The organism is Actinotalea endophytica (genome assembly GCF_025717005.1).
GTDB lineage: Bacteria > Actinomycetota > Actinomycetes > Actinomycetales > Cellulomonadaceae > Actinotalea.
The window spans coordinates 1-15113 of the sequence record NZ_JAOVZU010000005.1; the positions used below are offsets into that span (position 1 = coordinate 1).

Here is a 15113-nt window from a genome sequence, read left to right on the forward strand (position 1 = left end):
CGCCTGCACACCGAGCTCGGCGACATCCCACCGAGCGAGCACGAGACCAACCACTACCGTCAGATCAGCACCTCGACGACCCTGGAAACCAAAGAACCGAGCCTCCACTGAACCCGGGGCGGTTCACTGAGCTGCGGTGATCCTGGTGGGCGAGACTGGGATCGAACCAGGGACCTCTTCTGTGTCAGTGAGCGGAATGGGGTCCGGGGAATTCGGTCGTGTCCGTCTGTGCAGATCAGACGCTCGTCCGGTCGCGCGCGGACGTTCGCGGACACCGGCGGCAGGTGGCTGGTCGGCGTACGCAGTTGGCTTTCGCGGCGCACGGGATCGGGAGCCCAGGTCGTCCCCCATCCCTTCCATGCCTGACGGTGCCGAGCCAGTCGACATGCTCGCTCATGCCGATGAGCGCTCGCCCTCTCCGCGAGTTCGCTGGCTGTGTGCGAGTTCGCTGGGTGTGGTCAGCGAACTCGGCGCCGATCAGCGAAGTCGGCCGCCGAACCCGCACGGACATGCCGCCGTCCGGTCGTCAGGTGGATCCGGGCGTGCCGTGGCTGCCTTCGGCCCAGGCGCGCCACTTCGGGGCGTCGCGCTGCGCTGCCTGTTGCGCCTCGGGCGACAGCCGTTCGTCGCGGGCGAAGAGGGCGTCCCAGTGGCGGATGCCGTCGGTGATGAAGGTTTCGATGGGCAGTTCGTTGCCGAGCGCGTCGAGCACCTGGACGTCGCGGAAGGTGACGGTGCCCTCGAGGCAGTACCCGACGGTGGCCTCGCCGTCCGCGGCGCCACACTCGTTGAACCAGTAGAAGGTGTGATCGCCCGGCGTGGCGCCTCGTGGCCGGACCGTCAGGCTGGGCTCGGCCGGCCAGTCGGCGGTCAGCTCGGGATCGTCGAAGAACCGCCACCCGTAGATCGATCCTCCCCAGACCAGTGAGGCAAAGAACGCCTCGACGGCCGCGAGATCGGCGAGGGGGATCGCCTGCTGATCCGCGAGCTGCTCACCAACCCGGTCAGCGCGAAGCAGGAACCTCAGTTCGTGGGCGGACGTCAGGCGCAGGACCCGGCGTCCGTCCCTGGGCAGCGGGCCAGACGGCGGCAGTGAGAGCACGTGGAGGAGGATGTCCACGTCGCCAGATGGCTCCAGCCGGACACCGACGACATCCGACTCGTTCAGCGCAGTCTCCAGGCGCGAACGCTCGGCCTCGCTCCAATCCACGGGGCAATAATCCCCGACCACGCGCCGTCACCAGCACACGACTGCCAGCGCCGACATGTCCGCTCATGCCGCACTGAGCGCGTACCCTCCGGGTGCCGCGCGGTCATCCCGCTGATGGGTCGCCTTGTGCTGGTCCTGGCGGGCCTTCGATTCAGCTGTTCGTCCGGCTGGCGAGTGCGCGAGGATCTTCTGGTGACACAAATCCTGCTGCGGCGCTTCGAGGAACTCGTAGGAAGCGAGGACGTCGACGCGCTGCTGGGGCTGGGGTGCGATCTGGCCGATGCCGGCCTCAATGAAGAGGCGGCCGCCTGCTTCCAGCGAGCGGGGCTGCTGGGCTCCCCGGTCGGGTGGTTCGACCTGGGCAACGTCCTGGTTGATCTGGGGCGGCTGCCCGCCGCGGCAGAGGTTCTGGAACGTGCGGGCGAGGGCGGCGAGCCTGACGCCTGGCTGAATCTCGGTCACGTGCTGTCCGAGCTGGGTGACGGCGAAGCAGCGGTGCGCGCCTACCGGGCGGCCAAGGATGCCGGGGACCCCAACGCACCTTTGGCCCTGGCGTTCGCGCTGCGCGAGCAGGGTGACCGCGCGGCCGCCCACGAGGTCGCCACCGCCGCTGCCGATGAAGGTGACGCGACCGCCGCCGCGGTGGTCGCGTGCTGGGACTGGTGCACCTCGCACGACCCGGCGCTCGAACCGGCGCTGCGCGCCGGGGCGGACCTGTTCCCCGCCGCGCGCACCGACCTGGCCGACCTGCTCATCCAGACCGGCCGGACCGCCGAGGGACGAGCGGTCCTGGAACGCGGTGTCGAACTCGGGGAGGTCGAGCCTCTGCTGCCCCTCGGCAACCTGTGCGCCAGGCTCGGCGAGTTCGCGGCCGCCGAGGACGCCTACCTCAAGGACATCGCGTCCGGCGACATCTTCGGCCACAACAACCTCGCCACCCTCTACCTCGAACGCGGCGACGAGCGCTCCGCCGCAGACCAGTTCCGCATCGGTGCCGACAAAGGCGACGCCCTCGCCGAGCAGAACCTCCGGGAGATGCTCGCCGCCGACGACCCTGACGCCTGAGGTCCCGACAGCGTCATCCGCCGCACTGAGCGCGTACCCTCCGGGTGCCGCCCGGTCATGCCGCTGATGGCATGGCGGCATAGCGTCGTCCGCTCACTGCGCAGACTCTTCCTGCTGGTGCCTCGTGGTCGGCACGGTGGTTGGTGCCCGTGGCATGGGGCTGCTGGTGCATCTGGTGGCCGCCGGGCTTCTGCCTCATCCGCTTGATCTTCGAGCTCCGGCATGAGTTCTGTGGGGTCCGGGGCCGACGTGCGAAGGTCAGTGACCGCTTCCGCTTGCCGGAAGGGCAGGCCGCGTGCGGACCGGGTGGCGCGATGGCTCAGGTCGCTGACCGGGGGGAACGTGGTGAACGGGCGAGTGGCGTGGGCGGACGTGGTCCGGCTGGGCACGCCACGCGAAGCCTGGGTTGGCGTGCGCGTTGGCGTACGAGGACGATCAAGGCCGCCCCGGAACCTGTCCGAGACGGCCTATGACCTGCGGTGATGCTGGTGGGCGATACTGGGATCGAACCAGTGACCTCTTCCGTGTCAGGGAAGCGCGCTCCCGCTGCGCCAATCGCCCGTGTCCTGCTGTCCTGCTCTTGCGAGGTGGAGACGGGATTCGAACCCGTGTATACGGCTTTGCAGGCCGCTGCCTCGCCTCTCGGCCACTCCACCGGTGAGGCCTGAGTCCACGTGGTGGATATCGCCTCCGAGCGGACGACGGGACTCGAACCCGCGACCCTCACCTTGGCAAGGTGATGCTCTACCAACTGAGCCACGTCCGCGCTGCACGTTCGCCGGGGCGCCGTGCGCATCCGGAACTGTAGTCGACGGCCGGACCGATCGTCCAACCGGCCCGTCGCGTGGCGCGTCGCTAGCGTTCCTGGCATGAGGTCGAGCAGGGTCGAGCCGAACGCGCGGGCCCGTGGCGCGTCGCCCGGGCGTGCGGTCCTCGGCGGTCGGCGCGCCGCGGGTGTCGTCGATCACGTCGTCCTGAGCGAGCCCGGTGCCCACCTGGACGGCGGGTTCTGGGCGGTCGTGGGTGACTTCGAGGGGGTCGTCCACGCCTGGCGCTTCGCCGAGGTGTCGCCGACGGCGGCAGAGCCGGGCGCCGGACCGCGCCCCGCCCCGGCATGGCGCGGCCCCGCCCGGGACACGTGGGTGAGCACGCTGGACCGCCCGGAGTACCTGGCGGGTGTCGAGGCGGTGCGCGCCGCCGTGCGCGACGGAGACGTGTACCAGGTGAACCTCTGCCGGGTGCTGTCGGCTCCGCTCCCGGGTAGGCCCGGGGCAGAGCCGGATGCGCAGGCCTTGGCGGACGGGCTGGCCGTGGGCAACCCGGCGCCGTACGCCGGTTGGGTGCACGTCCCGGTCGCCTCGCCGGAACCCGGCCGGCCGGCCGAGCCGGTGCCCGGGGTGTGGGTCGTCACGGCGTCTCCGGAGCTGTTCCTCAGGGTGGGTGAGGGTCTCGTCACGTCCGGGCCGATCAAGGGCACCGCAGCGACCGCCGACGGGCTCACCACGAAGGACCGGGCGGAGAACGTGATGATCGCGGACATGGTGCGCAACGACCTGCAGCGGGTCTGCGGGCCGGGGACCGTGGAGGTCGTCGACCTGCTTGCGCTCGAGCACCACCCGGGCCTGGTGCACCTCGTCACGACGGTCCAGGGGCGGCTGGAGCACCCACAGCCCGACTGGTCCGCGCTCCTGGCGGCGACCTACCCGCCGGCGTCCGTCTCCGGGGCGCCGAAGCAGTCGGCGCTCGGCGTGATCCGCCGGCTCGAGCCGGAACCCCGCGGCCCCTACTGCGGCGCCGTCGGCTGGATCGACGCCGACGAGGGGCGGGCCGAGCTCGCGGTCGGCATCCGGACCTTCTGGTGGACGCCGGCCGAGGGCGGGACGCTGCGGTTCGGCACCGGCGCAGGCATCACGTGGGCGTCGGACCCGGCGGCCGAGTGGGCGGAGACCGAGCTCAAGGCAGCCCGCCTCGTGTCGCTCGCGAGCGACACGTGACCGTGGTCGGGACGCGTGCCCGGGGGATCGGCCAGGATGGCGGTGAGGGAAGGAGCGGTGTGGACGACATCGTGGTGTGGGTCGACGGGCGGCTGCGCGACCCTGCCGAGCCGGCGATCAGCGCGGTCGACCACGGGATCACGGTCGGTGACGGGGTCTTCGAGACGTGCCAGGCGGTCGACGGGCAGGCGTTCGCGCTCTCCCGGCACCTGCGCCGGCTGACGCGCTCGGCGCGGGGGCTCGGCCTGGACGACCCGGATCTCGACGAGGTCAGAGCGGGGATCGCGGCGGTGCTCGACGGACGCCCCGACCTCGGGCGGATCCGGATCACCGTGACGGCGGGCGTCGGGCCGCTCGGGTCGACCAGGTCCGGCGGGCGGCAGACGGTGGTCGTGGTGGCCGGAGCCGCCGGGGCGCCGCGCCCGGTCCGCAGCGTGCGCGTGCCGTGGGTCCGCAACGAACGGTCACCGCTGACCGGCCTGAAGACGACGTCGTACGCCGAGAACGTCGTCGCGGTGGCGGCGGCCACGAAGGTCGGTGCGGACGAGTCCTGGTTGGCAAACACGCGTGGCGAGCTGTGCGAGGGCACCGGGTCGAACGTGTTCGTCGAGGTGGGCGGCGAGCTGCTCACCCCGCCCCTGTCGAGCGGGTGCCTCGCGGGCATCACGCGCGAGCTGGTCCTCGAGTGGTCGGCGCAGGCCGGGCTGCCGGTCCGCGAGCAGACGCTGCCCTGGAGCGTCCTCGACACCGTGACCGCCGGCGACGCGGGACTGGCGCTGTGCGGGTCGATCCGCACCTTCGTGCCGGTGGTCGAGCTGGACGGGGTCGCGCTCGAGCCCTTCCCGCTGACGCTCGAGGTCGCGGAGCTCTACCGGCGGCGTGCCGCCGACGACATCGACCCCTGACTCCGCTGCCGCAGGTTCCGCGGGTTCCGCGGGTTGCGGGAGGCCGTAGGCACAGGGTCGCGCTGTGGGCCCGGACGCCACGAGACCCCGCCGCCTCGATCGGCCAGCGGGGTCTCGGGTGTCCTTCGGGTGGCTCAGGCCTCCAGGAGCGAGTCGATGAGCCGGGAGATCTCGCTCTCCATGTGCGGGCTCTCCGAGCCGAACGGCACCAGCGTGACCGTGGCGGACAGGAATCGCATGAAGTTCTCGGCGGGACCCGCGAGGAGCGCGTCGCCCTCGACACCGCTCAACGCGACCAGCAGGTAGGTCGGGTCCTCGTCCCGCCAGATGCGGACGTCACCGGTGCCGGCGGGGGCGTTGGCGTCGGCGAGCACGCCGTGCGCGAACAGCTCACGTCCGATCAGCCAGGTGGAGGTCGAGTGGGTGCCTACGAAGTCCACTCGCACGGTGTAGGGATCAGCGGGGTCGAACGTCAGATCGGCTCGGATCGGCAGCACGCTGGCGTCGGGGAGCACCAGGTGCATGGGGACGGCCTCATGAACCGCTTGGGGGGTGTCGGCCATGGTGTCACCCCTCTCAGGTGGCGTTACCGACCTTCTGGGATCTCGATGGGGGACCGAGATCCGAGCGGTTTCGGCAAACAGTCGGGTTCCGGGTAGCATGCAGGTCGCGTCGTGCGGTTGAACCTCGACCGGCCGGCGGGCGATTGGCTCAGTGGTAGAGCGCCTCGTTCACACCGAGGAGGTCACTGGTTCGAACCCAGTATCGCCCACACAGGTATCGCAGACCCATCCCCCGAAAGGGGGCTTTTGTCCGTATAGGGCCCCTCCAGATGGTGTATAGGCCCAGGTCATTGCCGGTTTCGGGGCGTCTCGGGCTCACCCGTTCGCAGTCGGGGTGAAGAGCCCAGCCGTCACCCGGACGGAGCAGTCCGGCGTGTCGCATCCACAGGTGCGCGCACGGCCGTGACCGAGCCGTGATCAAGCGGTGACGTGAGCCGCGCGGGGAGCGAATGAGGTCGGTCGCACCCGGGCGGGTCGGTAGCATCGATCCGGCCGACCACCCGAAGGAGTCCCGTGTCCCAGATCAGCCTCACCGTCGACGGCGCTACCCGGATCGTCGAGGGCCCGGTGACCGGTGCGACGCTCTTCGCCGACCGCCGCGACGTGGTGGTGGTCCGCGTGGACGGCGAGCTCCGCGACCTCGCCGCCGAGCTGCCCGAGGGTGCCGTCGTCGAGGGTGTGACCATCGACTCCCCGGACGGGCTCGCCGTGCTGCGCCACTCCGCCGCGCACGTGCTCGCGCAGGCGGTGCAGGCGGTGAACCCGAGCGCCCGGCTCGGGATCGGCCCGCCGATCACCGACGGGTTCTACTACGACTTCGACGTCGAGACCCCGTTCACCCCCGAGGACCTCAAGGCCCTCGAGAAGGCGATGCAGCGGATCATCAAGGAAGGGCAGACCTTCCGGCGCTGGGACCTGTCCGAGGCGGAGGCACGCTCCGAGCTCGCGGCCGAGCCGTACAAGCTCGAGCTGATCGGCCTCAAGGGGAACCCGGGTGCCGACGAGGACGGCGCGAACGTCGAGGTGGGCCTCGGCGGGCTGTCGATCTACCAGAACCTGCGCCGCGACGGCTCGGTCGCCTGGCAGGACCTCTGCCGTGGCCCGCACCTGCCCAGCACCAGGCTGATCGGCAACGGGTTCCAGCTGACCCGGTCGGCCGCGGCCTACTGGCGGGGATCGGAGAAGAACCCGCAGCTGCAGCGGGTCTACGGCACCGCCTGGCCGACCAAGGACGAGCTGCGCGCGTACCTCGAGCGCCTGGCCGAGGCCGAGCGCCGGGACCACCGGCGGCTCGGCGTCGAGCTCGACCTCTACTCCTTCCCCGAAGAGCTCGGCTCCGGCATGGTCGTGTTCCACCCGCGCGGTGGCGTGATCAAGCGTGAGATGGAGGACTACGTCCGCCGGCGGCACATCGAGGAGGGCTTCGAGTACGTCTCGACCCCGCACATCAGCAAGGACGGCCTGTTCCACACCTCGGGCCACCTGCCGTACTACGCGGACACCATGTTCCCGCCGATGGAGCTGGAGCACGCCGAGTACCGGCTCAAGGCGATGAACTGCCCGATGCACAACCTCATCTACCGTTCGCGCGGACGCTCGTACCGCGAGCTGCCGCTGCGGCTGTTCGAGTTCGGCTCGGTCTACCGGTTCGAGAAGTCGGGCGTCGTGCATGGCCTGACCCGGGTCCGGGCCATGACCCAGGACGACTCGCACTCGTACGTGACCCAGGAGCAGGCCTCGGCCGAGGTCGAGCACCTGCTGAAGTTCGTCACCGGGCTGCTCAAGGACTTCGGGTTGGACGACTACTACTTCGAGCTGTCGACCCGGGAGACCGAGGGCGACAAGAAGGACAAGTTCATCGGCTCGGACGAGCAGTGGGAGAGCGCGACCCGGATCCTGCTGGAGACCGCGGAGAAGTTCGGGGTCGACCCCGTGCTCGACCCGGGTGGTGCGGCGTTCTACGGGCCGAAGATCTCCGTCCAGGCCAAGGACGCGATCGGCCGGACCTGGCAGATGTCGACCATCCAGTACGACTTCAACCAGCCGGAGCGGTTCGGCCTGGAGTACACCGCGGCCGACGGCTCCCGCCAGCAGCCCGTGATGATCCACTCCGCGAAGTTCGGCTCGATCGAGCGCTTCATGGGCGTCCTCGTCGAGCACTACGCGGGTGCCTTCCCGCCCTGGCTCGCGCCGGTGCAGGTGCTCGGCGTCCCGGTCGCCGAGGAGTTCGCCCCCTACCTGAACGACGTCGCGGCACGGCTCAAGGCCGCGGGGATCCGGGTGGAGGTCGACGAGTCCGACGACCGGTTCCCGAAGAAGATCCGCAACGCGAGCAAGGCCAAGGTGCCGTTCGTGCTGATCGCGGGGGAGGAGGACCGATCGGCCGGTGCCGTCTCGTTCCGGTTCCGCGACGGCAGCCAGGACAACGGGGTGCCGGTCGACGACGCGGTGGAGCGGATCCTGGCAGCGGTGCGCGACCGCGTGCAGGTCTGACGTGACGCATCCCGTGGGCGGTGGCGCACCGGGCGAGGAGCCCGAGGCGCCCGCGACCGTGGACGCCGGGGACGACCTCGCCGGTGAGCCCGACGGCTTCCAGCGGCTGTGGACACCGCACCGGATGGTGTACATCCAGGGCGAGGACAAGCCGGCCGGGCCCGCCGTCGAGCTGTGCCCGTTCTGCCGCGCGGTCGGCGGCGACGACGCAGCGGGGCTCGTGGTGGGCCGGGGACGCACGTGCCTCGCGCTGCTGAACAAGTACCCCTACAACTCGGGGCACCTCATGGTCGTGCCGCACCGGCACGTCGCCGACCTCACCGACCTGCGGGACGACGAGCTGGACGAGCTGAACCGCATGACCCGCACGTCGATCGAGGTGCTCCGGGCCGTGATGGCGCCGCAGGGGTTCAACCTCGGGATGAACCTCGGGCAGGTCGCGGGCGCCGGGATCGCGGCGCACCTGCACCAGCACGTCGTGCCGCGATGGACCGGGGACGCGAACTTCCTGCCGGTCGTGGCACGGACCAAGGCGCTGCCCGAGCTCCTCGCGGACACCCGCGCGCGGCTCGCGGCAGCCTGGCCGAGCGCGGCGACGACGTGATCGCGCGCCTGCGGGGTCTCGCCGGACGGGTCTTCGACCCGCTGGCCGGGCTCCTCGTCCGGCTCGGCGTGAGCGCGGACGCCGTGACGATCGCCGCGACGCTCGGGGTGGTCGTGGTCGCCCTGTGGCTGCTGCCGACCGGCCACCTGCTCGCCGGCGCGATCGCACTGACCGTCCTCGCGCTCGGTGACGCGCTGGACGGTGCGGTGGCGCGCAAGGCGGGGTCGTCCGGACCGTGGGGAGCCTTCCTCGACTCGACGCTCGACCGGTTGGCCGACGGCGCGATCTTCACGGGTCTGGCCGGGTACTTCTGGATCCAGGTGGGCGGGCTCGAGGGTGCCTACGGCGTCGTCGCGGCCCTCGCCTCGCTCGTGCTCGGTTTCCTGGTGTCCTACGCGCGGGCGCGAGCCGGTTCGCTCGGCTTCGACGCGAACGTCGGGATCGCCGAACGTGGTGAGCGGCTCGTCGTCGCGATCGTCGGGTGCTACCTCGTCGGGTTCGGCATGGCACCGGTCGGTCTTGCGGTACTGCTCGGACTGCTCGCCTTCGCGAGCGCGGTGACCGTCGTGCAGCGGATGGCGGTGGTGCGGCGCCAGGTCCGCGCGACCCGGACGGACACCGACCCGGCGACCGGAGCGGGTGGCGCCGCGTGACGCTCGCCTCGCGCGGCATGGTCGCTGCGGTGCGCCTCGCGCCCCGGGTCCCCGAGACCCTCGTGCGGGCCGGCGCCACCTGCGCGGCCGACCTGGCGTGGCTCCGGCGGGGCAAGGGGGTGCGCCGCCTCGAGGCGAACCTGCGTCGGGTCCGACCGGACCTCGACGGTCCGACGCTGCGCGCGATGAGCCGCGCCGGGATGCGCAACTACCTGCGCTACTACGCCGAGGCCTTCACGCTCCCGGCGCGCAGCTTCGAGCAGCTCGACGCGCGCGTCCGGGTGATCGGCGCCGACGCGTTGCACGAGGCGATCGCGGCGGGCAGGTCCGTGGTGCTGGCGCTCGCGCACCAGGGCAACTGGGACCTCGCCGGTGCCTGGGCCACGAGGGCGATCGCACCGGTGACGACGGTCGCCGAGCGACTCGAGCCGCCCGAGGTCTTCGACGCGTTCCTCGCGCTGCGGGAGGGGATCGGGCTCCGGATCCTGCCGCTCGACTCCGGTGCCGAGGTCTTCCGTGAGCTGGTCCGGGTCGTGCGGGCCGGCGGCGGCGTCGTCCCGCTTCTGGCCGACCGGGACCTGACCTCGGGCGGGATCGAGGTCGACCTGCGGGGCAGGCGGGCGCGCGGCGCCGCCGGCCCGGCGGCCCGCGCCGCCCCCACGGGGGCTCCGCTGTTCGCCACCGTGCTGCGGCACGAACGGCTGCACGGCGCACGGCGCAGGGCGGCAGGCACGCCCTGGGGGCTGGTGGTCAACTTCATCCCGGTCGAGGTGCCGGCCGACACCCCCCGCGGTGAGCTGGTCGCGGTGCTGACCCAGGCGTGGGTCGACCTGCTCGGGGCGGACATCGCTGCCCACCCCGAGCACTGGCACATGCTGCAGCGGGTGTTCGTGGAGGACCTCGACCCGGAGCGCGTCGCCGGAGGTGCGCGGTGAGGGTCGGCATCGTGTGCCCGTACTCCTTCGACGTCCCCGGTGGCGTGCAGTTCCATGTGCGTGACCTGGCGGAGGCCCTCCAGGGCCTCGGCCACGAGGTCTCGGTGCTCGCGCCTGCGGACGACGAGACCCCGGTGCCCGACTACCTCGTCCCGGCGGGGCGCGCGGTCCCGGTGCGCTACAACGGGTCGGTCGCCCGGATGACCTTCGGCCCGGTCAGCGCCCGCCGGGTGCGGAGGTGGCTGGCCGCCGGTGAGTTCGACATCCTGCACCTGCACGAGCCGGTGACGCCGAGCCTGGGCATGCTCGCGCTGTGGATCGCCGAGGGCCCGATCGTCGCGACCTTCCACACCGCGCTGCTCCGGTCGCGCGCGCTGCAGATGGCGTACCCGATGGTGCGGTCGAGCCTGGAGAAGGTCTCGGCCCGGATCGCCGTGTCGGAGGACGCCCGGCGGACGCTCGTCGACCACCTCGGCGGCGACGCCGTGGTGATCCCGAACGGCGTGTACGTGGACACGTTCGCCTCCGCCTCGCCCGACCTGCGCTGGACCGGGACGCCGAGCGCTCCCACGGTCGCGTTCCTCGGCCGCCTGGACGAGCCCCGCAAGGGCCTCCCGGTGCTCACGGGCGCCATCCCGGCAGTACTGGAGGCGTTCCCGGGCGCGCGCTTCCTGGTCGCCGGCAGCGGCGACGTGGGTGCGGCCGAGGCGCGTGAGGCACTGGGCCCGCGCGCCGCGTCGGTCGAGTTCCTCGGCGGGATCTCCGACAAGGACAAGGCGGCGCTGCTGTCCTCGGTCGACGTCTACTGCGCACCGCAGACCGGTGGCGAGAGCTTCGGCATCGTGCTCGTCGAGGCGATGAGCGCCGGTGCGGCAGTGGTCGCCAGCGACCTCGGTGCGTTCTCCCGGGTCCTCGACGGCGGGCGCGCCGGCACGCTGTTCCGGACCGAGGACTCCGCGGACCTCGCTGCGACGCTCGTGCGGGTCCTCGGCGACGCCGAGCTGCGCCGGCGGACGTCGTCCTACGCGTCGGACGTGGTGCGCCGCTACGACTGGTCGACCGTGACACGGCAGATCCTGACGGTCTACGAGATGGCGGTCGCCGGGGCGCGGACCCCGGTCGGCGAGGACCCGTCGTCGAGGCGGTTCGGAGGCTGGTCGTGACCTGGTCCGAGATCACGGTCGTCGCGGCCGCGCTCCTGCTGCTCCTCGGCTGGGCGGTGTGGGTCATGGCGAGCCGCCTGGACCGCCTGCACCGCAAGGTCGGCTCGTCGCGCGCCGTCCTGGACAACCAGCTCGTCCGGCGTGCCTCCGCAGCGGCCGAGCTCGCCGCGAGCGGCCTTCTTGACCCCGCCAGCTCGGTGCTCGTGGGCGAGGCGGCCTGGCAGGCGCTCGTCGTCGGCGCGGGCGACCAGGAGCTCGGCGAGGTGAACGGACCCGGCCTGGACCCGGACGTGCCGCTCGGCGGGGTCGACCACGTCTCGCGGGACCTCGCCGAGTCCGAGCTCTCGGCGACCGTGCGGGCCGCCCTCGCAGACCCGGAGGAGGTCGCCGCGCTGCGCGCCGAGCCCTACGGCGCCGAGCTGCTCACCGCGCTCGGGGCCGCCTGGTACCGGGTGCAGCTGGCACGCCGGTTCCACAACGAGGCCGTCGCGCAGGCGCGGCGGGTTCGCCGCAAGACCCTGGTGCGCGTGCTCCGGCTGCAGGGCCATGCGGCACTCCCGGCGACGGTCGAGATCGACGACGACGCACCCGAGGCGCTCACCCAGCTGCGCTGAGCGGGCCGTGTACGCGGAGCGCGGGACCGGCGCCCGCCCCGGTCTAGGATGGTTGCACCCGCGCGTAGCCGCCGGGACCCCACCCTTTCCACACGACGAGGACGTATGAGCGACAACGGTCAGCTGATCGGCACCGCCAAGGTCAAGCGGGGCATGGCGGAGATGCTCAAGGGCGGCGTGATCATGGACGTGGTCACCGCGGAGCAGGCGAAGATCGCCGAGGACGCCGGTGCCGTCGCCGTCATGGCGCTCGAGCGCGTGCCCGCGGACATCCGCGCCCAGGGCGGCGTCGCGCGGATGAGCGACCCCGACCTGATCGACGGGATCATCGGCGCCGTCTCCATCCCGGTGATGGCCAAGGCGCGGATCGGGCACTTCGTCGAGGCGCAGGTGCTCGAGAGCCTCGGCGTCGACTACGTCGACGAGTCCGAGGTCCTCACCCCGGCGGACTACGCCCACCACATCGACAAGTGGGCGTTCACCGTCCCCTTCGTCTGCGGTGCGACCAACCTCGGCGAGGCGCTGCGTCGGATCACCGAGGGCGCGGCGATGATCCGGTCCAAGGGCGAGGCCGGGACCGGTGACGTGTCGAACGCGACGACGCACATGCGTCAGATCCGCGACGAGATCCGCCGGTTGACCTCGCTGCCCGAGGACGAGCTCTACGTCGCGGCCAAGGAGCTCCAGGCGCCGTACGACCTGGTGAAGGAGGTCGCCGCGACCGGGAAGCTGCCGGTCGTCCTGTTCACCGCGGGTGGCATCGCGACCCCGGCCGACGCCGCGATGATGATGCAGCTCGGTGCCGAGGGCGTGTTCGTCGGTTCGGGCATCTTCAAGTCCGGCGACCCGGCGAAGCGGGCCGCGGCGATCGTGAAGGCCACGACGTTCTACGACGACCCGGCCGTCGTCGCCGAGGTCTCGCGTGGCCTGGGTGAGGCCATGGTCGGCATCAACGTCGAAGAGGTTCCCGAGCCGCACCGCCTGGCGCAGCGCGGCTGGTGACCCCGGCCGATCCGGGCGGGTCGACAGCTCCTCGGCCCGGCTTCCTCGGTCCGGACTGGGCGCTCGGCCCGGACGGCCGCTGGTCGAGGCGCGGTGCGCGGGTCCTCGTGCTGGACGAGCACGACCGCCTGCTGATGGCCCGCGGGCACGACGCGGACCAGCCCGAGCGGTCGTGGTGGTTCACGATCGGCGGCGGGATCGATGACGGTGAGACGCCGCGGGACGCGGCCGTGCGCGAGCTCCGCGAGGAGACCGGCCTCGTGGTGCGTCCCGACGACCTCGTGGGGCCCGTGCTCCAGCGCAGCGCGGTGTTCGACTTCTACGCCATGCCGGTGCGCCAGGACGAGGTGTTCTTCCTCACCCGGGTCGGCGAGGTCGGCGAGCTGGTCGTGGACGGCTGGACCGAGATCGAGCGGGACTTCATGGACGAGCTGCGCTGGTGGCATCTCGACGAGCTCGAGAACGTCGGGGTGGAGGTGTTCCCGGGTCGCCTGGTCGAGGTGGTCCGGGGCCTGCTGGCGGGGTGGGACGGCGTGCTCCGGCGCCTGCCGGACGCCCCCTGACGCGCAGGTCCAGCACCTCCCGACAGGTCCGGTCGGCTTGTGACACGCCGGACACATGCCGAGCGTTACTGTCTGGTACGTGCCGACCTCGAACTCTCCCTCGCTACGCATGTCCCGCAGTGGGATCCGTGCCCTCATGGAGCTCGCGCTCAAGGATCCGGAGGCCATCCGGCTCGAGGTCGGTGAGCCGGACGTCCCGACCCCGGAGCACGTGATCGAGGCGGCCTTCGCCGACGCGAAGGCGGGCCACACCGGCTACACGTCGTCGGCGGGCACCCTCGAGCTGCGCCGCGCCCTGGCCGAGAAGGTGGCGGCCGTGAACGGGCTCGAGGTCGGTCCCGAGCGGGTGGTGGTCACGCACGGTGCGATGAACGCGCTGATGCTGGCCTTCCAGGCGCTGCTCGGCCCCGGTGACCAGCTCCTGGTGCCGGACCCCGAGTTCCCGAACTGGCGGATGGGCGCGTTGGCCGCGGGCGGCGACGTCGCGACCTACCCGACCGTCGCCGAGGACGGGTTCGTGCCGCGCCTGGCGGACATCGAGGCGGCGATCACGCCGGCCACCCGGGCGATCCTGGTGAACTCGCCGAACAACCCGACGGGCGCGGTGTACCCGCCCGCGCTGCTGGCCGAGATCGTGGCCCTGGCGCGCGTGCACGACCTGTGGGTGCTGTCCGACGAGTGCTACGAGGCCATCACGTTCGATGCCGAGCACGTCAGCCCGGCGTCGTTCGACACCGACGGCCGCGTGCTGAGCTTCTTCAGCTTCTCGAAGACGCACGCCATGACCGGGTGGCGGCTCGGCTACGTCGTCGCACCGAGCCAGGCGCTCGCCGAGACGATGGCGCAGATCGCCGAGGCGACGGTCGCCTGCCCGTCGTCGGTCACCCAGCGCGCCGGGCTCGCCGCGCTGCGCGGTCCGCAGGACCACGTCGGGCGAGCCGTGGCGGCGTACCGGGAGCGCCGGGACGAGGCCATGGCGACCCTCGGCGCGGCGGGGATCCGCTGCGCGCACCCGGCGGGCGCCTTCTACCTGCTGGTCGACGTCTCGTCGGCGTTCGACGACGGCGAGGAGGCGGCGCTGAGGCTGCTGGCCGAGGAGCACGTGTCGGTCGCCCCCGGCGAGGCGTTCGGTGCCGGTGCGGCCGGGTGGGTGCGGCTGTCGCTGGCCAGCGACCCGGAACAGCTCCGCACGGGCGTGCGCAAGCTCGTCGCGTTCCTCGAGCGTGAGCGTGCCGCGCAGGCCTCGTCGGCGCTCGAGGCCACCCTGGACGCGTCGACGGCCGGCTCGGCGGTCTGACGACCGGACGGCCCGGCACGAGGCGTTCCCTGCGTCCGTAGACTCGCCCCTC

Annotated in this window: 14 protein-coding genes and 4 tRNA genes; 13 read left to right on the forward strand and 5 right to left on the reverse strand. The window is 72.1% G+C overall.

The window, feature by feature from the left end; all coding sequences use genetic code 11:
• Positions 1-526: 526 nt before the first annotated feature.
• Complete coding sequence (locus OEB99_RS09350; protein WP_263509789.1) at positions 527-1210, reverse strand: hypothetical protein; 684 nt, start codon at positions 1208-1210, stop codon at positions 527-529.
• A 114-nt stretch (positions 1211-1324) separates the two neighbouring features.
• Between OEB99_RS09350 and OEB99_RS09355 the strand changes: the two genes are divergently transcribed.
• Positions 1325-2275 (forward strand): tetratricopeptide repeat protein, encoded by a 951-nt coding sequence (locus tag OEB99_RS09355; RefSeq protein WP_263509790.1) that lies wholly within the window; start codon positions 1325-1327, stop codon positions 2273-2275.
• A gap of 486 nt (positions 2276-2761) precedes the next feature.
• Here the strand turns inward: OEB99_RS09355 and OEB99_RS09360 are convergent.
• The 3 genes from OEB99_RS09360 to OEB99_RS09370 all read right to left on the reverse strand — a co-directional run bounded on the left by OEB99_RS09360 (position 2762) and on the right by OEB99_RS09370 (position 3041).
• Positions 2762-2836 (reverse strand) — tRNA-Val (locus OEB99_RS09360).
• Positions 2837-2860: 24 nt separating this feature from the next.
• Positions 2861-2931 (reverse strand) — tRNA-Cys (locus OEB99_RS09365).
• 37 nt (positions 2932-2968) lie between these two features.
• Positions 2969-3041: transfer RNA gene (locus tag OEB99_RS09370), tRNA-Gly, on the reverse strand.
• 103 nt (positions 3042-3144) lie between these two features.
• Here OEB99_RS09370 and OEB99_RS09375 point away from each other — a divergent pair.
• Both OEB99_RS09375 and OEB99_RS09380 read left to right on the forward strand, forming a co-directional pair.
• Positions 3145-4269 carry a chorismate-binding protein gene (locus OEB99_RS09375; RefSeq protein ID WP_263509791.1) on the forward strand — a complete coding sequence of 375 codons (1125 nt, stop codon included), beginning with the start codon at positions 3145-3147 and terminating at the stop codon, positions 4267-4269.
• A gap of 59 nt (positions 4270-4328) precedes the next feature.
• Positions 4329-5174 (forward strand): aminotransferase class IV, encoded by an 846-nt coding sequence (locus OEB99_RS09380; protein ID WP_263509792.1) that lies wholly within the window; start codon positions 4329-4331, stop codon positions 5172-5174.
• Positions 5175-5308: 134 nt separating this feature from the next.
• Here OEB99_RS09380 and OEB99_RS09385 read toward each other — a convergent pair whose 3' ends face one another.
• Positions 5309-5698: an SsgA family sporulation/cell division regulator gene (locus OEB99_RS09385; RefSeq protein ID WP_263509793.1), complete on the reverse strand. Its 390-nt coding sequence runs from the start codon at positions 5696-5698 to the stop codon at positions 5309-5311.
• A gap of 176 nt (positions 5699-5874) precedes the next feature.
• Between OEB99_RS09385 and OEB99_RS09390 the strand changes: the two genes are divergently transcribed.
• The 10 genes from OEB99_RS09390 (at position 5875) to OEB99_RS09435 (ending at position 15061) form a co-directional block, all read left to right on the forward strand.
• Positions 5875-5946, forward strand: a tRNA-Val gene (locus OEB99_RS09390).
• 304 nt (positions 5947-6250) lie between these two features.
• Complete coding sequence (thrS, locus tag OEB99_RS09395; protein ID WP_263509794.1) at positions 6251-8230, forward strand: threonine--tRNA ligase; 1980 nt, start codon at positions 6251-6253, stop codon at positions 8228-8230.
• A gap of 1 nt (position 8231) precedes the next feature.
• The gene (locus tag OEB99_RS09400) at positions 8232-8834 is read left to right on the forward strand and encodes an HIT family protein (protein WP_411910680.1); all 603 of its coding nucleotides are present in this window, start codon (positions 8232-8234) and stop codon (positions 8832-8834) included.
• Entirely contained in the window at positions 8831-9487 is a 657-nt protein-coding gene (pgsA, locus tag OEB99_RS09405; protein WP_263509795.1) for a phosphatidylinositol phosphate synthase, read from the forward strand. Before OEB99_RS09400 ends, pgsA begins: the two co-directional genes overlap by 4 nt.
• Positions 9484-10422: a phosphatidylinositol mannoside acyltransferase gene (locus tag OEB99_RS09410; protein ID WP_263509796.1), complete on the forward strand. Its 939-nt coding sequence runs from the start codon at positions 9484-9486 to the stop codon at positions 10420-10422. Before pgsA ends, OEB99_RS09410 begins: the two co-directional genes overlap by 4 nt.
• Positions 10419-11585: a glycosyltransferase family 4 protein gene (locus OEB99_RS09415; protein WP_263509797.1), complete on the forward strand. Its 1167-nt coding sequence runs from the start codon at positions 10419-10421 to the stop codon at positions 11583-11585. Before OEB99_RS09410 ends, OEB99_RS09415 begins: the two co-directional genes overlap by 4 nt.
• Positions 11582-12199, forward strand: a complete 618-nt coding sequence (locus OEB99_RS09420; protein WP_263509798.1) for a hypothetical protein — start codon at positions 11582-11584, stop codon at positions 12197-12199. The genes OEB99_RS09415 and OEB99_RS09420 overlap by 4 nt, the downstream gene beginning before the upstream one ends.
• A gap of 105 nt (positions 12200-12304) precedes the next feature.
• A complete protein-coding gene (gene pdxS, locus OEB99_RS09425; RefSeq protein ID WP_263509799.1) occupies positions 12305-13201 on the forward strand; it encodes a pyridoxal 5'-phosphate synthase lyase subunit PdxS in 897 nt (298 codons plus the stop codon).
• Positions 13198-13764 (forward strand): NUDIX hydrolase, encoded by a 567-nt coding sequence (locus OEB99_RS09430; protein WP_263509800.1) that lies wholly within the window; start codon positions 13198-13200, stop codon positions 13762-13764. Before pdxS ends, OEB99_RS09430 begins: the two co-directional genes overlap by 4 nt.
• 109 nt (positions 13765-13873) lie before the next feature.
• Positions 13874-15061 carry a pyridoxal phosphate-dependent aminotransferase gene (locus tag OEB99_RS09435; protein ID WP_263509801.1) on the forward strand — a complete coding sequence of 396 codons (1188 nt, stop codon included), beginning with the start codon at positions 13874-13876 and terminating at the stop codon, positions 15059-15061.
• Positions 15062-15113: the final 52 nt, after the last annotated feature.